Raw genomic sequence first — 15,265 nt, 5'->3', positions numbered from 1 at the left:
TTGCTGGGACCCGCTGCTGGGCCGCGGAGCAGCGGCACCGTTCTCAGCCGCCAGCACCGTCCATTTCCCAATATCATGATCTTGGGTTGATCCCGGAAAGAGGCACTATTTATGCCGTCTTTCAGCGGCAAATATGAGGACCGCGGGGGTGAGGGGATGGCGTTGCGCGCGCATTAGAAGTGGTGTAGATTCTGATCTGCGTGCTCACGCATCGACCTCGGCGAATGTTTTAGTCTCTCTTCTCGCCCATTCAATTTCCCGATCACATAGCGTTCTTGCGCAATGCTCCGGCATGCCGCAAGCGCGTTGTCGTGCCCGCTTCGAAGGATTCCTTGCTCATCGAGCATCGAATAATCGCCTGGCAGTTCAGCCAGGAAATCCAACTGCTTCGTTTTCTAGAGAGAAAGCCATGGAATCCTTCGCCAACAACGCGATCAAGCGTCCGTTCAAGCTGTTCATGTTCTGCATGGTGCTGTACCTGGCCGCGCAATCAATCGTCGTCGGCGCCTTTCTGGCCATCGTCGGCACATCGTGGCTGTATCACCGCTTCATCGCGTTCGCGAGCAAGACTCCGGCAGCGCCGAAGGTGTCCACGCCCGAGCCCGCCAAGCGGGACAAGCCGCCGCAGGCCGTCGTCGAGTCGGCCGAAAAGCAGTACGAGCACTCGGCCGTCGTGATGTCGATTCGCAGAACGGGAACGGACCGCCGTTCTTGATTCCTCGCCGCCCCCTTCCTGGGGGCGGCAGTCCCACCTGTCGCGGGTATTCGATGCCCGCCGACAAGGCGGGTAGATCGGGTCCCGTATCGGAGACCTTCATGGATCAAACTCCGTCGGGATGGCAGTTGGACTTCTTCGGTGAAGCTACCGCCATCCTTGTTTCCCCTCCCAAGGTTGATCCCCTCCCGGATCCTTCGCTATGGAGCGAGGCTGTCCGAGAGCAAATGATCGACGCACTCATCAGCCTGGCGTGCGATAGCCGCAGAGGCGACAACACGCCGGAGTCACTAGTTGACTGTGCGGAGATGCTTCGAGATCGTATCAAGCGAAAGCCGCTCGACCTCGGGGATTACTCGATGACGCTCGGTTGGATCTTCGGATACTGGGATGGTGCGTTGCCCTATGCCTACGTCTGCGCAGTGAGCGGCGTGGATCCCGAGATGATGCAAGACGTCATCCTGAACAATGCCCTGCTCAGCCAAGACCTCAATGAGGTTCGCCGGATGTGCTGTGGCTCACTCCTTTGAAACATCATGGCCCTTCTGAACGCGATAAAGCGTCTGGGCGCTCAATTGCTTGGGGGCGCACCGGAAGGCCAGAGGCCGACCGATTCTGCAGTCGGGCAGGGCGCCCCGAACGAAACCCAGATCACGATAGCTGATCTCCCGCATCTGTTTCGTGATGAGGGAGACAGCATCGTGCATTTCGTTGCAACCTTCGAGCATCGTGTGACGGAGACCCGATTCGGACAAAAGCTCTTGCCAGAAGTGGTGCCGCGCTGGAATAAGCACGCGGTCCTCCACGGCTGTACGGTGGAGCAGGCGATAGCCAAGACGCTCTCTCAGGTGCGCTCCTTGTCTTCCGGCGCGACGCCTCCTGCTCCGGCATCACCGGCAACGCGGGTGAGAGAACGAGTCGCCCGGGTCGCTCATGACGACGATGCGAGGCAGCCAGGGAAGCCACAGTTTTCCGAGGCTACTGCAGCGCAGCCCGTGCTTGGCAGCAGGTCATCGACCGTTGGCCGGCTTGCGTTTTGGGGCGAGATGAAATTCCCCAAACGTGGCGTTACCCCACCCAAGTTCTACACCTCGTTCGCGATCCGGGTCGACACCGGTGTCGCGGCCGAAGTGACGCTTCAAGGCGAGGGTCTCAAGGACGCCATCGCGGAAGCGAAATGCGTGATTGGCGACCACGTGAGGGTGACCCGGCTCGAAAAGGTAAAGGTGCCGGCGTTCCACGAACGTACCGGCAAGCCCTTGCTCGACAACGAAGGCAATCAGAAGCTATGGGACAAATGGCTCTGGCGCATCGACAAAATTCATTAACCAGGAATCAACATGGCATCTATCAACAAAGTCATTCTCGTTGGGAACCTCGGAGCGGATCCCGAAACCCGTTACATGCCCAGCGGCGACGCCGTGACGAACATTCGCCTGGCGACCACCGACCGCTACAAGGACAAGCAGAGCGGCGAGACGAAGGAAGCCACCGAGTGGCACCGCATCGCCTTCTTCGGCAAGCTGGCGGAGATCGCGGGCCAGTATCTGAAGAAAGGCTCGTCGGTATATATCGAGGGCCGCATCCGGACACGCAAGTGGACGGACCAGTCGGGTGCAGAGAAGTACAGCACCGAAATCATCGCAGACCAAATGCAGATGCTCGGCTCGCGCCAGGGTATGGGCGGAGGCGATGGTGATGACAACGGCGGCAGTCGTCAATCGGGCGTTGGCGGCTACGGCTCGCGCAGTGGCCAGGGCAGCGGCCAGGGCAGCGGCCAGGGCAGAGGCCAGGGTGGCGGTGGCCAGCAGGACGGCGGCGCAGCGCGCCGTCCGCAGCCGGCACCGTCGAATGGCTTCGAGGACATGGACGACGATATTCCGTTCTAGCCCGGAACAGACTTAGGTCTTAACGATTCACTTCTTGATCACTGCTGCGCCGGGTTTCCCGGCGCAGCAGTGCATTCTTCTCGGCCGCTCGGCCAATCTCTCCTTCGCCTCCCACGCCATGCTGAAACGACCTTCTGGCCATCGCCGGGATGTGGTTTGAGCAAGCGTTTCCTCGCCTGTCTCAGGCATCGACCAACCTCTCCAATCGGAGTGCAGCCCATGAAGAAACTGAGTGACATCTTGAAGACTTGGACGCCCGCTCAATGGGACGCCCTGTTGCAGCAATACTTGCCAGCAGCCGTCCTGACGGACAGCTTCTGGCTAGGCCGTCCTGGTCCGTGCCCCATGTGCGGAGGCCACGATCGCTTCACGTTCGACAATAAGAACGGCCGGGGCGATTGGGTGTGCCGTAAGTGCAATAACGGATCTCCGATGGCTGGAGACGGGATTCAGCTCGTGTGCAATGTGAATCGCCTGACGTTCCAAGAGCTGGCTTCCCAGCTTCTTGGCAATGCCATGCCAATGCCTGCCCAGGCGCGTCCGGTGCTGGCTTCTCGCCAGAGGAGTGGCATGACACCGGAGGCGAAGCGCAAGCGGATTGATCGCCAGTGGACCAAAGCGAAGCCGCTCGCGCAAGGTGATCATGCGATGAAGTATCTCGCATCGCGGGTGCCGGGGCTGAGGGCGCCTCGCCCGATCGCTCTGCGGTTGTCAACGCAGGAATACTGGCACGAAGGAACACTGATTGGCCAGTTCCCAACGATCGTCGCGCAGTTCACGCTGCCTGATGGTCGAATGGCCACGGTGCACCGCACTGCGTTGGACTCAGTCACTCCGGCGAAGGCGACCGTGATGACGGCCGACGGCGAGATCCTGGACGCTAAGCGAAATGATGTGTCTGCGCTTCCCCTGGCGGGCGGCGCCGTGCGTCTGATGCCTCCGCGTGACGGTGTGCTCGGGGTGGCAGAAGGCCTCGAGACTGCATATGCCGCGCACATGCTCTTCGGCGTGCCGACATGGTATTGCTTGAACCGAGTTCTGCTGAGCCAGTTCGTCGTGCCGGAAGGTCTCGGCATACACACCGTGCACATCTTCGCGGACTTCGATCAGATCGATCCGAAGACGGGAAAGTCGCCGGGCATGGCCGACGCACTTGCGCTCGAGAAACGCTTGCGCGTGGGGGGCCTGAAGGTGGTCATTCATCGTCCCAAGCTCCGTGGCACGGACTTCTGCGACGAGTGGAAGACCAGCCGGCAACTGAGCACGATGGCGCCGGCAACCATGCCCGCCTGATTTTCGACCGCCCGATAGGGCGATGTCTCAACCGCTGCCCCGTGGGTCCATCCCACGGGGGCGGACACCTGCGGCAGGTTTCTCGAAGGAGAAATGCAATGCTGAAGGGATTTGTTGTGTTCGTCGGTCACATGGAGATTCGTGCGATGCGCAGCACGCCGGCCGGCATGGTGCAGGCGTGCCAGTCGGAAGCCGACTCCTACCAGGTGTTTCAGCGCCATGCTGATCGGGAAGCCGAACTGCGTCGCACCGAAGCGAATTTCGATACCGCTTTTTCCTATGCCGTTCGCCGTGCGATTTTGCACTGAGTGGTCAACCCGTAACGACAAAGCCCGGCAGATGCCGGGCTTTTTTTTCGTTTCGGAGACGAGCGACCTAGGGTTGGCGGCGAGACCGCAGGCCGCGGTAGATGACAAGGGCTGCCTCCCACACACACCAGCCGATAAGGGTAGTAAAGACGAAGACGTTGATGTCGTGGTTGGTGGACAAATATTCGAACATCGGTAGCTCCAAGATTCTTGTTTTCGATCAGTCTAGCATGCCATAAAGCGCCAACTCGTCAAGCCGCGACTAGACGAATCTGGCCATCGCGTCATTGAGTGCGCCGAGGTCCAGGGCATCAATTGACAATGCTGGCGACAAGTCAGCAGCGGCTTCGTCGACGCCAGACGGGGCGAGCGGTGGCGCTTGCTGCGACCCCGCCAGGTCATGCGCCGGCACTGCCTGCGCGGGTGGTGGCGCGCTAACCTGAAAGGCATCGCGCTCGCCGGCGGGGCTCGGTTCGGGTCTGGCCGACTGGCTGATCAAACGGGCAGTTGGCAAGAGCGTGACGGGGCTTGCCCCAGCCATGACCTCGAGTCCGCGCTGTGCCAAGAGCCTGAACACGAACGTACGCTCGCGCGCGCTAGTAAACTGTCTGAGATACTTGATCAGATCGGGGCAAGCGTCCGCTGAAAGCGTGACGGTGATCTGCAATTTCTCCGTCATGTGTTCACCTTACGCCGCGGATCGTGCAGACTGCCGAGCCGCACCGATGGTGTAAAAGCCCCGGACGTTTGCGAAGCAGGGGGCATCCATCACGTGGATGGTGTTGCGAGGGAATGCCGCCCGGATAGTCGGGGCATACAGGGACGCGCCACCACCCGTCAGAATAATCGCGCGGATGTCTTCCGAGCGACCGACACGAGTTTGAACTTCCTTGATGGGTTGCTGGGTTACAGCCATCGCCTCCGCGAGGTAGTCGCGGATATCCAGATCCTCGCCATAGAAGAGCAGCGGCTTGGCGTCACGGATCGCCTTATCGATCCGCTCGATGCTGTCCATCGATTCGCCCTTGGCTGCAGAGATCAGGCTGGCCACCTGTTGATAGACGCGAGCTGCCCCACACGGAAAACCACCGCTTCGTGTGTCGTCCATCGCGTAGCCGCGTGCGACGACCCAGTCCGTGGTGAAGTATCCGACGTCGATGACCAGATAGGCATTGTCGGGATCGTACTTATTGCCACTTTGTTGGATGAACGTCACGAGCGTCCCGAGTGGCTGAGGAAGAGGAAGGACGCTGGCAATCTGGATGGCGCCCCAGCCGAAATCGTGCGTTCCGGTGAAGCGGTCCTTGAGGAAGGCTGCGTACTTCTGAGTATTGTGCACGGGCAGGCCGAGGACAAGGCGCTCGATCTGCGAGGCCTTCGCGTAGTTCAGAGAGCCGGCCAGGAGCGCAGCATAGTTTGCCGTGGTGACGAAGTCCTCCGACAGCGCGCGGCCCGTGTTGCCGTAGGCCGCAGTGAGCGAGACCTCCGGGCCTACCTCGTAGGTGGCGCCGTCGACCTCCACCTTCACGACGTTACGCGCCCGGAGCACAGAACCTCCGTGCGGGGTGAGTGAAGACGTGGCGGACAGAGGTGCGAGAGAGGGAAACATGCTCGTGGCGACGTCCGAACCCAGCGGAAAAGCGGACTTCGTATTACCGTACCCGACATCGACAGCGACTGTTGCGACTTTCATTTCTTGCTCCAAGACATTTGAAAAGAGAAAAAAGACATGGCGGGTATGGAACTGTCTCGCCGGCCGTCAGCGACCGGGAATGCCCCACGTAGATCGTCGTCGTGGCACATGGGCGGCCATCATGGGACCTAGTGCCACGAAATCCGCTGCGTTGGATCGTGACTAGCCCTCTATGGCCTGCCAAGTGCCACGACGCCCACTCAAGTGCCACATCGTTGAATCCAATCTACCGGGGAAATGGCGAAGTCAAGGCCGCAAAAGCTCGCGATTTCGCAGGCTCAAGCGTTGCCATCGTCGAACGTTGTGCTTTATCCTGTGCGTACCCATCGCGTCCCCGACGCATCGATCCCGCCGCCATTGCGCGGCACACTCAGGCAAGCGAGGCCCTCAAGTTGGGCCGGCGACCGCCAGATGTTCACGCCGGAAACTGAACCGGCTTTTTTTTCAATCAAATCAAGTGGACCGTGTCGGATAGTGAGGACACCGGACACCGCGATACCAAGCCGATAGCGGTCTGTTTGTGAAAATAGACCGAAGTGCGGACGAATCCGAAGCCGGACACCGGACAGGTGTACCGAGAAACTTCCGCAAGTAGACAACGCTCTTTCAGCCGGGTGGCTGGGCGCGGATCACGAAGCCCGACACACTGCGGCGGGGATGATCCGGCTTTGGGGCGGGGAGCTGACTGCGCACCGGAAAGGTGAACGCGGGCTTCTGAGCAATATCGACCCGGGAGGCGCTACCGGTACCAGAACGGCGCAACAGGAATCACCCACCGCGGACGGGCGCATGCGCGAGGACAAGAATCCTCGTGGATGCGCCCGGCATCGCAGATGCAGCCGGGTGGATGGCCGCAGGGGCGTGCCAGGCGAGAGCCTGCGCGCATAGCGGACAGTCACGACGCATTGCTTCCATGCTCAGGGCTGATCGGTTTGGCATCGCTAAAGGACAGGAAGGTAGGGGCATCCGGCAGGTGGCCGGTTAGCTGGGCGTGGTGGCTCGGTACACCAAGATGGCGGACACGGTTCGGGGCCGTGATTCGCCAGACGAAAGAGAAACTCGCTGTCACGGCCATCAAGTCGGGTAAGGTCAATTTGGCATCGGGCTTTGATGAGAGGATCCCCATGAGCAAATCAATCAACCTGCTCCCACTGCTGGAGCAGTACAGTCTTCCCGAGCGCTTCAAAGCCGAATTCGCGGTATTGGCCACTTCGCACCTGCATCAACCGCATAGCGGGACGCGCGTGAGCGGTCGATCCCTGTCGCAGATGTCTCAGCGGCAGCGGGTGCAGGCCCTGTTGGCGATGTTCGTGGAGCTTCGCACGGCGGGGCGCATGGCCGTGACATCGCCATACAGCATCCGCCAGAAGCACATCGCCTGGCTCGTGCAACACTGGGTACTTGAGCGAAGTCTCAATGTCGGCACGGTCGAGCTTCGTCTGACGCATTTGCGCGCGTTCATGAGCTGGATGGGGAAGCCGAAGGTGGTTGGCCGCATCGATGAGTACGTCAAGCGGCCGGAGGGTTACGTGCGGAGGTACGTAGCGCAGGAGGACCGTTCCTGGGAGGGCAACGGCGTGGATGCGATCACTAAAGTCGCGCAGATCGAGGTTAGCGATCCGCACGTTGCGCTGCAACTGAAGCTCGAGGCGGCGTTCGGTCTGCGCGCGAAGGAGAGCTGGCGATTGAAACCTGCGTTCGATGTTCTGCCGTCAGGGCAGCTGCACGTGCATGACGGCACGAAGGGGGGTAGGCCGCGACGGGTCGCGATCGAGTTCGACTGGCAGTACGAGGTTCTGGCGGCGGCGGCGAAGCTCGCGGCAGCAACGAATCCAGAGCGCGGCACGCTAATCCCTGCTCGCTACACCCAGGCAAGATGGCGGCGGCGCTTCTATACCGTGCTCGAGAAGCACGGGATTACGAAGAATGGTGATGGGGTGACCGCGCACGGGCTGCGGCATCAGTTCCTGCAGCAGATGTACCACCGTGAGGCCGGTCAGCCTGCGGCCGTGAAGGGGGCGGGCAAGGTGCGCGATGTCGCTGCGCACCGGGAAGCCATGCGCAAGGTGGTTGAAGCGGCGGGGCATAGCCGGGCGACGAAGGCGAACGCGTACCTGTCGACATACTCCACGCAGATGTCGTCGAAGCGGCCGGACCCGACTCTGGCAGAAGTGAAGGCCGCCATTGTCGCCCGTGATGGCAACAGGTCCGCGGCCGCCCGAGACCTAGGTATCTCCCGCACCAAGCTCTACAGGCTGCTCGGGCAAGGGGAAAGCTGATGGGACTGATCGTCATGCCGGATCCGGACCTGTACCTTACGCCCAGAGTGTCGACGAATGCTACTGGATCGTTCGCGTGGGGACGCAAACACGAAGAAGCGCTCTCGATGGTGGACCTCCAGGCGATCCTGAGCTATTGCTGGGACGAGGGGTATCGGCATGGACGGATTTGCGCGGTACGCAGCCGAGCGGAGGATGACATTGCATGTGCAAACTTCTTTCACCGATCGCTGTTGGACGGGCTGCCGCATGCTGTGTTCGAGCGCAGCTTTCGGCGAGGTGCCAATGATCAGATTGCATGTGTGGGAATCCACGTGGAAGACGAGGCGTCAGGCTGGTGGGACGGGCAATAAACAGATGTCTCGCGAATGCTGGCCGTTTCTGCCAACTTTTTGACGCCATCCCGGGGCATATGCGTGGATATAGTGGGTTAGTCGCCGATTCCCGGCGCAAACGGAGAAATAAATGAACAAAGCGGAACTGGTTGACGCGATTGCGCGAGGCGTGGATGGCTTGTCGAAGGCAAAGGCTGAAGAAGCGCTCAACGCGACGTTGAACGCCATCATGGGCGCGGTGGCAGGCGGTGACACCGTGAGTCTGGTCGGCTTCGGGTCTCTCGGCAGGGGTGATCGGCTGGCGCGCGTCGCCCGAAATCCCCGGACCGGCGAAGAGATCGCCGTGCCGGCGGCGAAGACCGTCAAGTTCAAGGTCGGACAGCGGTTCAAGGACGCTGTGAACGGGGTGCCTCAGTGACCTCGGCCGGGGACCCGTCGTATTGCACAGTAGCCGAGCTGCTATCGGGCGCTGCCGCCATCCCATCCGAGATAGACCGGATCGAGCTCGAGTATGAAGGGGTAAGGTGCCACGTGTACGGCGTGCTCCATGGCCTGACGGGTGGTACGAATCTCGAGTACAAGGGCCACGTGGAGCGGGCCATCGCGAGTGCGCCCGGCCTTATCTTCGGCGAGATGCGGTTTATCCAGATGTACTGTGGTATTGAGGTCGATATGGACGACTGGACCGAGATTCCGCTTGCGGACGCATTCCGCATGCAGCTGAAGGCCACAATCTCGCCGCTTCGACTTTGGCGCGTGCAACGCACCAGGCGGGCCGAGAGAAAGACGGTGACGGACCGCTTCGGAGCCGATGGCGTGCGCCGGTTGCAGGATATCGGCGGCTCGATGGCGTTTCACGCGCTGCACCCCACCGAGCGGCGCCAGATCGCCGGTTTCCTGTCACCAGGAGACTACCTGGTGGAGAACTGCTTGCGGCGTAGAGGGCTCGGGCGCACCGAGCCACCGGCATTCCCCGATGGGGACTGGCACTGGATGCAGATGGTCGAGCCGCAACTGAACATTCCACTGCGTAGCGTCTTCATGCTCGAGTTCGCCGTGGAGCGGGCGAGGGCGATCGGCGTGGAGGAAATCTCTATCTTCGTCGGCGAGATCCACAATTCTGACATGCAGTGGCTTGCGACGTGGGATGCTGGCACTGCCGAGGATACCGTGCGGGTCACAGTTGATGGGGTCCGGCGTCGTGCGCGTGCCTTGGCTCGCACGACCAGGCGGCCATCGCGAATCGGCTTCGTCTTGGCCTCGTTGGCGGGTACCATGCCTGCCTTGCTGGCCTATGCAGTCGTGGGCGCTTGGATTTTGCGTTGACGCCTGGCGCTGACGTCGGTGGCGGCTCCGCTCTCCTCGTGATCTACGTCGAAAGGTGGTGTCCAGACAGCACCTTTCGCGTTTTCTGGACGGAACATGTTCCTTCGTGGGCTGAAGCTGTAGACCTGCTCCGTTTGCCGAGCCGGAGCCTGCTAACGCGCGTATGCAAGCGCGAGAGACAGCAGCGTGCCCGCGCTCTGCACCAGATGCGAGGCCGACTGCGCCTTTGCAGCTTCGGCCGATGTCAGCCACGCCAGCGTGACGCGGCGTGCCGGCTTCTCGCCAGGATGAGGTGTCGGTGGGGGCAGGTCGATTGCTGTTCCGCGCTGCCCAGGTGGCAGGGACGGGAACGGGTCGACGCCGGTGAGATGAGCGAGCTCCGCGATACTGGCCTCGCTGTACGCAGGGGTTTCGTCGTTGCGCACGATGTAGGCGGCGGCGCCCTTGCCAGGCACGTAGATCGCCTTCCAGACAAAATCCGGGATTCGGATGCGGCCGCGAAGCATGCCGGCGTTGCGTATGAACGCCGGGCCGGTCACCACATAGGCGGCGCCGATTTGCCGCACCAGCTTGCGCGTAGAGGTTTCGATGTGACTCCAGGTTCGGCGGTTGCTCGTGGGGTTCTGGGGGATGACGTTGGCCAAGCTGAAACTCTCGGCTTGAGATGCCTTGTCGGCAAAATCGCCGCTTGGCGCCATGTGGCCGCGATCATAGCCGGCACCACGGCCGTAGTCGGCCAGTCGGGCACGTGCCTCAGCGGGGAGGGCGTCCTCTTCGAAGAAATCGCTGTCGCGCGGAACATCCCTCGCGGCGTTGACAGCATCGCGAGTGAGGAACTCGGCAGACCAGAGAGGCGTCCGGGTCAGTTCGGAGGTCAGTGTAGCGTAGGCCCGGTAGCAGAGCAGGTGGGCCTTGCCAGCCGGCTTCGCGATGACAGGCCGCCCGAGGCCGAACGAGCCGGCACAGGCAGACTGAGTCGGCTCTTTGGCGCTGGCGGTGGCTGCGGCCAGCGCGAGAAGGGCGGCGAGGAGAAATTTGCGTCGCATGGAGAGTCCTTCGAGGGAGGTGAATCCAGCTTGCCCGATGCCAGCCGATGTCAAGGGGTGGGCGCAGCAGCCCGGGCGGTGTCGTCGCGGTCGGGCTGCTCTAGATGGCAGATCGGAGAGTGGGGAAGACCTGCAATGGTGTCAATGCCGCCCACGCGGTTCCCCATCCCCAGGCTACTCCCGCGCCAGATCGAGATATCCCTCGGTGGTGCGGAGCACCTCGCGCTGTGTGGCCATCTGGAATGCCTGCAGCGCGTCCGCATGGTCTCGAAGCGCACGGCCGATCTGCCAGAATTCATTTAGCCAATGGCCGTCTTCGCCCATCGGCCCGGCATACATGCCGGTCTTGATTGCACCGCGGATGGCGAGAACGGTCTCCGGATCGGGATATTCGTGTTCGTTGGAGGGGTTGGCTTTGTGGCTCATCATGAAGAATCTTGCGTCTAAAGTATGGGGTCAAACAAAGCACATCCCGCTGTCACAATGGGCGAAGAGCACACCGTTACGCTCATCCAGGTCCGCTTGGTCGAGCGGAACGCAATCGTGGTGCAGAAAGGCATGCGGGTCCCGGCGGTGTAGGTCGCGCTCAAACTCGATCGCGGCGTGCCAGTCGGCGGGCTTGTTGTCGCGTATATCACGCCACTCTTGTGCCGTGTGGTTCGGGCACATGTAGCACGAGCTGCGCGGGGGATCCGGCCATCCCATCCGCCTCACCAGGGTGATGCAGTCACCGCGGTTCATGCCGCGCTCGATCAGTGGATAGCGCGTGTGCCATTTTTGGCCCCGGTGCTTCTGCATCCGTCCGATTTCATCGACACTGATTCCTAGCCACGTGTCGACCAGGTCAACGCCGTTCCGGTTGGCCCAGCGCTTGATGACCTCCCGCTTCCAATACGATGAGCACCAGTTGGACAGCTTACCCACTTCCCCGCCGCGCGTGGAGAATGCCGGCAGCAGCAGGGTATTGTTGTCTGCGCCCCCGTATAGGTCCCGCCCCTCGAACTGGTTCTTATAGATGCGATGCAGCGTCACGCCGACAGCGGACAGCGCCGGCACGATAATGGCATCCATATACGACCACGTCGTGGACTGCTCGCGTCCTGTGTCTACGATGGCGGCAAGATCCGGCTTGATCTCACCCATGGCGATCAGTGCGGCTATCGCGGCGGACTGGACGCCGCCGCCGGATGCCCAGAGTTGCGTGCGGATCATCGGTGGCTGCCTGTAGAAGAAAGGGCGGCAGTCAGGGTGGGGTTCAGCTCAAAGCCTGGCGCTGTCCTAAAGAGCTCAGCCGCGCCCCGGATGTACTGGTGGATCCATTCCGTAACCAGCCAGCGTCTACCAAGGCGCTCAGCCGCTAGCCCAGTGCGGATCGTTCCGCCAAACGGGTCCACGACCAGGTCACCCGGCTCCGTCAGAAAGCGGATGAAGAAGTCTGGGATAGCCGTGGGTTGCATGGCGCCATGTACTGGTAGCCCCAACGCCTTTGCCTGTTGGCGATAATGCCGGGTGTCTGCGCAGGCGTGGCCCCGTTCCAGGACGTTCCGGGCGAGGCGCCCAGCCGTTTCGGCCCTGAATGATCCCGGCCGAATGCGATATGCGCCATCTCCATAAATGGCCGTGCGGGACTCGCCGCCGGCGCGAACCAGACTACGATGGCGCGCAGTGTGCTCCTGCAGGATCCGGCGGTTATCTGAGCGAATGCGATGAGGGTCGTTGGTGAACCACAGAATGGGCTCGTAGCCGGTAGCGAGTTGCACCCGGTTGACGCAGGCCCACCAGGTGGGCGCCGGCGGCTTGCTGTAGTTCACCCATGGAATACGGTCCATCAGTGCCAGACCGAATCGATCGTGGAGGGCCAGAACGAGGCGTTCGACATACAGGGAGCGCGCGGGGCTACGGTCTTCGAAGATGTCGTTCGACACATTGAGGACGATGCTTCCGCCTGGGACCAGCCCGGCCGCGATGGGCTCGATGACACCGCAGATGAAGTCGACGAACTCAGCAGCTGGCGGATTACCATACGCCCGCGCGTGTCGCAGCGGATAGGGGATCGATGTGAAGCAGAGCGCGATCGGTTCGCCCAGGCTTGGAAACACGTCCTGCGACTTGCTCCAGATTGCGACGCCGAGATCTGTGCTGAATGCTAGCAGCTTCACACCGGACGTCGCGCGGTCAAGCTCCTTTCCTGCTGGCTCCGAAAGTCGCCAGAGTCCGCGTTGGTCGGGAATCCGTTCGATGATGCCGAGGCGCTTCAGGGTTTGCTGATGCCAGCGGACGGCGCGTTTGAACGGGCTGTGCAGCGCGCCTGAGGCGCCGATCGGTTGGCGGCGCAATGTCTCCGCCGGTTCAATATCGGCCGCCTTCGCCACCGTGCCATATAGCTCGGCGTTTGAAACAGGGCGGTCGGCCGCATCGGCAAAGGCCGCAGCCACGTGGGCGAACAAGTCCAGTTGAGCGGTCATCGGCTAGCCTCGCTCGCGCGAGGTATTGCCCGTCCGCATGCGGCAGACCCTGTATCGAACGGATTGGGGTATGCATCGTGCAGGACACCATCGAGGAGCCGCCCCGCAGCTTTCGTGCCGACCCGGTGCATCACCGTCACCGGGAAGCGGCCGTCGTCGCGTGCCCGCACGAAATCTTCGCCAGTCTTGAGCTGCAGGCCACACCTGTCCACGCAGATGCCATCACGGACCCAGCTCGATGCCTTGCTTACCCAATGCTCGAATGTCTCGAATGTGCGGAAGACAGCTTCGCCGGCGGTCAATGTTCGCGCGGCGGTATGCCATTCGCCCCAATGGGTGAAGAGGTACGGGACGCCGGCGGTTGCGCATTGATCGCGAAGGCTACGGAAAAAGGCGGGCAAGGTGTAGCGAGCGTCCGGTCCCAACTCGCCGCCGGCAATGATCCAGTCGATCGCGCTTGGCGCGTACACGTTGCCAGAGGCATGCAGCAGGTCGCCCGTCATGGTAGAGAACACGTCGATGGGGCCGAGTAGCGGTTCCAACGAGAGGAAGCGGAGCTTCGCAGGTGTCCGAAGAAGCTTCGGGATGTCGCGGTCCGCCTCGGCCTGGTTGACGACAGGCACACCGAGCCAGATGTCCGCCGGCGGATTACCGGCGATCCAAGTGGCAAGCCAGGGCACCAGCGGATTTTCCGCACAGTCTTTCCGAAGCACCAGTCTGTTGAACGCCTCCCCCAGTCGTTTCGAGACGTTGCCGATCCGCTTCGTCAGGACGAGCTTGTCGAGGTTAGGTGTCTCGCGCCAGAGCTCGAGCACGTCGATGAACCATTCGAGCGGTACCTCGCTATCGAATATGTCGGTCGGGCCCCCAAAGAACACGCGTTGCCGGCGGCCGTGGACAGATGCGAACGCGGCGTGAGCGGCGTTCCAGCGAAGCGGATTGCGCCGGTTGGCGAACGGTGTCCGGCGCCGTCGCACCCCCGGGCCCCAGTTCGGAGCGGTCCCACCGCCGAAGCGCGCGTTACGGCGCGCTGCGTAGCAGTCGTCGCGGCCAAGGCTGACATTCTGGCAGCCCTCCCAGGGCGAGAACGTATGGTCGCACCATTCGATGTTGGAGTTTTCGTTCACGATTTTGTCTTGGTTGGTTGTTCCAATGCGTGTGCTAGGTGCCGAGCGTATGTCGACACGGCGCGCCAGTAGGTCGCCATCGGCCCCTTGCGGCGGCGCCACGCGTCTTCAGCCTGGGTGTTGGCCTGGTCGCGAAGCTGGCGGAAGATCCGGGCAATCGCGCGGCGATCCTGCTCGGGTAGGTTCAGCAGGTCGGAGGCGGCCGGCAGGCTCAGAAGGGGGTTGATGTAGCCCATCATGCGCGCTCCGTGGGTGATTTCCCGCCGCCGGGTGTCACGTTCTTTCTCTGCCGCACCTCTTCGAGAGAGCGCCCGCAGAACGCGCATCGGCCGAGTCCCCAAGCTCCGCCATTCCAACGGTGTCGTTGGCCAACCCGCAAGCCCGTCTTGGGGCTGCGCCCGCCAAGCGCGCTGCGGGGGATGAGGTAGAGCAGGGTCATGCGTGCACCTGTCCGAGCGGGTGCATCGTGCGGATGTTGTTCGCAGATGCGGGATCGTGGGACCGGATATCGGCGATCGGCTGGCCAGCAGCGGCCGCGGGGACGAGGTCGACAGCGAGGTGCGCGGAGCAGGTGAGTCCGTCCACGAGCACGTGACTGGCCTGTGCGGTAAGCGTGCCGGTCCGGTCCGGACCGAAGTCCACCGGCAAGACCAGCTTCGCCAGTCGGGAAGCATCGGGTTCCGCTGGGGCCGCGCGGCAGACAACGGCATGACCCGCCGCGGGAGACGCGGGAGAAGTCTGGCGTTTATTCATGGGATCGGCGAAGTGAAAGTAGGTACAGGCCCAGCC

Annotated in this window: 19 protein-coding genes; 10 read left to right on the top strand and 9 right to left on the bottom strand. The window is 62.1% G+C overall.

Translation table 11 applies throughout. From position 1 onward, the window contains the following. Positions 1 to 409: 409 nt before the first annotated feature. The 6 genes from KF708C_RS28075 to KF708C_RS28050 all read left to right on the top strand — a co-directional run bounded on the left by KF708C_RS28075 (position 410) and on the right by KF708C_RS28050 (position 4,205). Positions 410 to 715, top strand: a complete 306-nt coding sequence (locus KF708C_RS28075; RefSeq protein ID WP_059414485.1) for a hypothetical protein — start codon at positions 410 to 412, stop codon at positions 713 to 715. A gap of 101 nt (positions 716 to 816) precedes the next feature. Further along, positions 817 to 1,245 carry a hypothetical protein gene (locus KF708C_RS28070; protein WP_059414483.1) on the top strand — a complete coding sequence of 143 codons (429 nt, stop codon included), beginning with the start codon at positions 817 to 819 and terminating at the stop codon, positions 1,243 to 1,245. 6 nt (positions 1,246 to 1,251) lie between these two features. Then, positions 1,252 to 2,043: a hypothetical protein gene (locus KF708C_RS36110; RefSeq protein WP_063923076.1), complete on the top strand. Its 792-nt coding sequence runs from the start codon at positions 1,252 to 1,254 to the stop codon at positions 2,041 to 2,043. Between the two features lie 12 nt (positions 2,044 to 2,055). Continuing rightward, a complete protein-coding gene (locus KF708C_RS28060; protein WP_059414479.1) occupies positions 2,056 to 2,604 on the top strand; it encodes a single-stranded DNA-binding protein in 549 nt (182 codons plus the stop codon). A gap of 219 nt (positions 2,605 to 2,823) precedes the next feature. Next, on the top strand, positions 2,824 to 3,897 hold the full coding sequence (locus tag KF708C_RS28055) for a primase-helicase zinc-binding domain-containing protein (protein WP_059414477.1): 1,074 nt from the start codon (positions 2,824 to 2,826) through the stop codon (positions 3,895 to 3,897). A 98-nt stretch (positions 3,898 to 3,995) separates the two neighbouring features. After that, on the top strand, positions 3,996 to 4,205 hold the full coding sequence (locus KF708C_RS28050; protein ID WP_059414475.1) for a hypothetical protein: 210 nt from the start codon (positions 3,996 to 3,998) through the stop codon (positions 4,203 to 4,205). Positions 4,206 to 4,467: 262 nt separating this feature from the next. On the opposite strand, the gene KF708C_RS28045 is transcribed toward KF708C_RS28050, so the two are convergent. After that, positions 4,468 to 4,884, bottom strand: coding sequence for a hypothetical protein (locus KF708C_RS28045; RefSeq protein ID WP_059414473.1), 417 nt, complete (start codon positions 4,882 to 4,884; stop codon positions 4,468 to 4,470). Positions 4,885 to 4,893: 9 nt separating this feature from the next. Next, complete coding sequence (locus KF708C_RS28040) at positions 4,894 to 5,898, bottom strand: PRTRC system protein D (protein WP_059414470.1); 1,005 nt, start codon at positions 5,896 to 5,898, stop codon at positions 4,894 to 4,896. A gap of 1,124 nt (positions 5,899 to 7,022) precedes the next feature. Here KF708C_RS28040 and KF708C_RS28035 point away from each other — a divergent pair. The 4 genes from KF708C_RS28035 to KF708C_RS28025 all read left to right on the top strand — a co-directional run bounded on the left by KF708C_RS28035 (position 7,023) and on the right by KF708C_RS28025 (position 9,838). Further along, on the top strand, positions 7,023 to 8,177 hold the full coding sequence (locus tag KF708C_RS28035; protein WP_059414468.1) for an integrase domain-containing protein: 1,155 nt from the start codon (positions 7,023 to 7,025) through the stop codon (positions 8,175 to 8,177). Next, on the top strand, positions 8,177 to 8,530 hold the full coding sequence (locus KF708C_RS36105; protein ID WP_156174000.1) for a hypothetical protein: 354 nt from the start codon (positions 8,177 to 8,179) through the stop codon (positions 8,528 to 8,530). The genes KF708C_RS28035 and KF708C_RS36105 overlap by 1 nt, the downstream gene beginning before the upstream one ends. Before the next feature lie 112 nt (positions 8,531 to 8,642). Next, entirely contained in the window at positions 8,643 to 8,930 is a 288-nt protein-coding gene (locus KF708C_RS28030) for an HU family DNA-binding protein (protein ID WP_059414466.1), read from the top strand. A 113-nt stretch (positions 8,931 to 9,043) separates the two neighbouring features. Beyond that, positions 9,044 to 9,838 carry a hypothetical protein gene (locus KF708C_RS28025; protein WP_231586616.1) on the top strand — a complete coding sequence of 265 codons (795 nt, stop codon included), beginning with the start codon at positions 9,044 to 9,046 and terminating at the stop codon, positions 9,836 to 9,838. A gap of 152 nt (positions 9,839 to 9,990) precedes the next feature. Here KF708C_RS28025 and KF708C_RS28020 read toward each other — a convergent pair whose 3' ends face one another. From KF708C_RS28020 to KF708C_RS27990, 7 genes are all read right to left on the bottom strand, one after another. After that, positions 9,991 to 10,884 carry a DNA/RNA non-specific endonuclease gene (locus KF708C_RS28020; protein ID WP_059414464.1) on the bottom strand — a complete coding sequence of 298 codons (894 nt, stop codon included), beginning with the start codon at positions 10,882 to 10,884 and terminating at the stop codon, positions 9,991 to 9,993. 174 nt (positions 10,885 to 11,058) lie between these two features. After that, positions 11,059 to 11,313: a hypothetical protein gene (locus tag KF708C_RS28015; protein WP_059414463.1), complete on the bottom strand. Its 255-nt coding sequence runs from the start codon at positions 11,311 to 11,313 to the stop codon at positions 11,059 to 11,061. 27 nt (positions 11,314 to 11,340) lie between these two features. Beyond that, complete coding sequence (locus tag KF708C_RS28010; protein ID WP_059414461.1) at positions 11,341 to 12,096, bottom strand: hypothetical protein; 756 nt, start codon at positions 12,094 to 12,096, stop codon at positions 11,341 to 11,343. Next, on the bottom strand, positions 12,093 to 13,349 hold the full coding sequence (locus tag KF708C_RS28005; protein ID WP_059414459.1) for a site-specific DNA-methyltransferase: 1,257 nt from the start codon (positions 13,347 to 13,349) through the stop codon (positions 12,093 to 12,095). The genes KF708C_RS28010 and KF708C_RS28005 overlap by 4 nt, the downstream gene beginning before the upstream one ends. Further along, positions 13,346 to 14,476, bottom strand: a complete 1,131-nt coding sequence (locus KF708C_RS28000; RefSeq protein ID WP_059414457.1) for a DUF5131 family protein — start codon at positions 14,474 to 14,476, stop codon at positions 13,346 to 13,348. Before KF708C_RS28000 ends, KF708C_RS28005 begins: the two co-directional genes overlap by 4 nt. Then, positions 14,473 to 14,715 (bottom strand): hypothetical protein, encoded by a 243-nt coding sequence (locus KF708C_RS27995; protein WP_231586615.1) that lies wholly within the window; start codon positions 14,713 to 14,715, stop codon positions 14,473 to 14,475. The genes KF708C_RS28000 and KF708C_RS27995 overlap by 4 nt, the downstream gene beginning before the upstream one ends. 196 nt (positions 14,716 to 14,911) lie before the next feature. Beyond that, positions 14,912 to 15,229: a hypothetical protein gene (locus KF708C_RS27990; RefSeq protein ID WP_156173999.1), complete on the bottom strand. Its 318-nt coding sequence runs from the start codon at positions 15,227 to 15,229 to the stop codon at positions 14,912 to 14,914. Between the last annotated feature and the right edge of the window lie 36 nt (positions 15,230 to 15,265).

Source organism: Cupriavidus basilensis (assembly GCF_000876015.1).
In the GTDB taxonomy this organism is placed as follows: domain Bacteria; phylum Pseudomonadota; class Gammaproteobacteria; order Burkholderiales; family Burkholderiaceae; genus Cupriavidus; species Cupriavidus basilensis_B.
This window is presented reverse-complemented; position numbering and strand designations above follow the sequence as displayed.

Excerpts from the sequence above, each read along its gene's own strand:
- KF708C_RS28075 (WP_059414485.1), top strand. The coding sequence starts at position 410 with ATGGAATCCTTCGCCAACAACGCGATCAAGCGTCCGTTCAAGCTGTTC.
- KF708C_RS28070 (WP_059414483.1), top strand. The coding sequence starts at position 817 with ATGGATCAAACTCCGTCGGGATGGCAGTTGGACTTCTTCGGTGAAGCT.
- KF708C_RS36110 (WP_063923076.1), top strand. The coding sequence starts at position 1,252 with ATGGCCCTTCTGAACGCGATAAAGCGTCTGGGCGCTCAATTGCTTGGG.
- KF708C_RS28060 (WP_059414479.1), top strand. The coding sequence starts at position 2,056 with ATGGCATCTATCAACAAAGTCATTCTCGTTGGGAACCTCGGAGCGGAT.
- KF708C_RS28055 (WP_059414477.1), top strand. The coding sequence starts at position 2,824 with ATGAAGAAACTGAGTGACATCTTGAAGACTTGGACGCCCGCTCAATGG.
- KF708C_RS28050 (WP_059414475.1), top strand. The coding sequence starts at position 3,996 with ATGCTGAAGGGATTTGTTGTGTTCGTCGGTCACATGGAGATTCGTGCG.
- KF708C_RS28045 (WP_059414473.1), bottom strand. The coding sequence starts at position 4,884 with ATGACGGAGAAATTGCAGATCACCGTCACGCTTTCAGCGGACGCTTGC.
- KF708C_RS28040 (WP_059414470.1), bottom strand. The coding sequence starts at position 5,898 with ATGAAAGTCGCAACAGTCGCTGTCGATGTCGGGTACGGTAATACGAAG.
- KF708C_RS28035 (WP_059414468.1), top strand. The coding sequence starts at position 7,023 with ATGAGCAAATCAATCAACCTGCTCCCACTGCTGGAGCAGTACAGTCTT.
- KF708C_RS36105 (WP_156174000.1), top strand. The coding sequence starts at position 8,177 with ATGGGACTGATCGTCATGCCGGATCCGGACCTGTACCTTACGCCCAGA.
- KF708C_RS28030 (WP_059414466.1), top strand. The coding sequence starts at position 8,643 with ATGAACAAAGCGGAACTGGTTGACGCGATTGCGCGAGGCGTGGATGGC.
- KF708C_RS28020 (WP_059414464.1), bottom strand. The coding sequence starts at position 10,884 with ATGCGACGCAAATTTCTCCTCGCCGCCCTTCTCGCGCTGGCCGCAGCC.
- KF708C_RS28015 (WP_059414463.1), bottom strand. The coding sequence starts at position 11,313 with ATGATGAGCCACAAAGCCAACCCCTCCAACGAACACGAATATCCCGAT.
- KF708C_RS28010 (WP_059414461.1), bottom strand. The coding sequence starts at position 12,096 with ATGATCCGCACGCAACTCTGGGCATCCGGCGGCGGCGTCCAGTCCGCC.
- KF708C_RS28005 (WP_059414459.1), bottom strand. The coding sequence starts at position 13,349 with ATGACCGCTCAACTGGACTTGTTCGCCCACGTGGCTGCGGCCTTTGCC.
- KF708C_RS27995 (WP_231586615.1), bottom strand. The coding sequence starts at position 14,715 with ATGATGGGCTACATCAACCCCCTTCTGAGCCTGCCGGCCGCCTCCGAC.
- KF708C_RS27990 (WP_156173999.1), bottom strand. The coding sequence starts at position 15,229 with ATGAATAAACGCCAGACTTCTCCCGCGTCTCCCGCGGCGGGTCATGCC.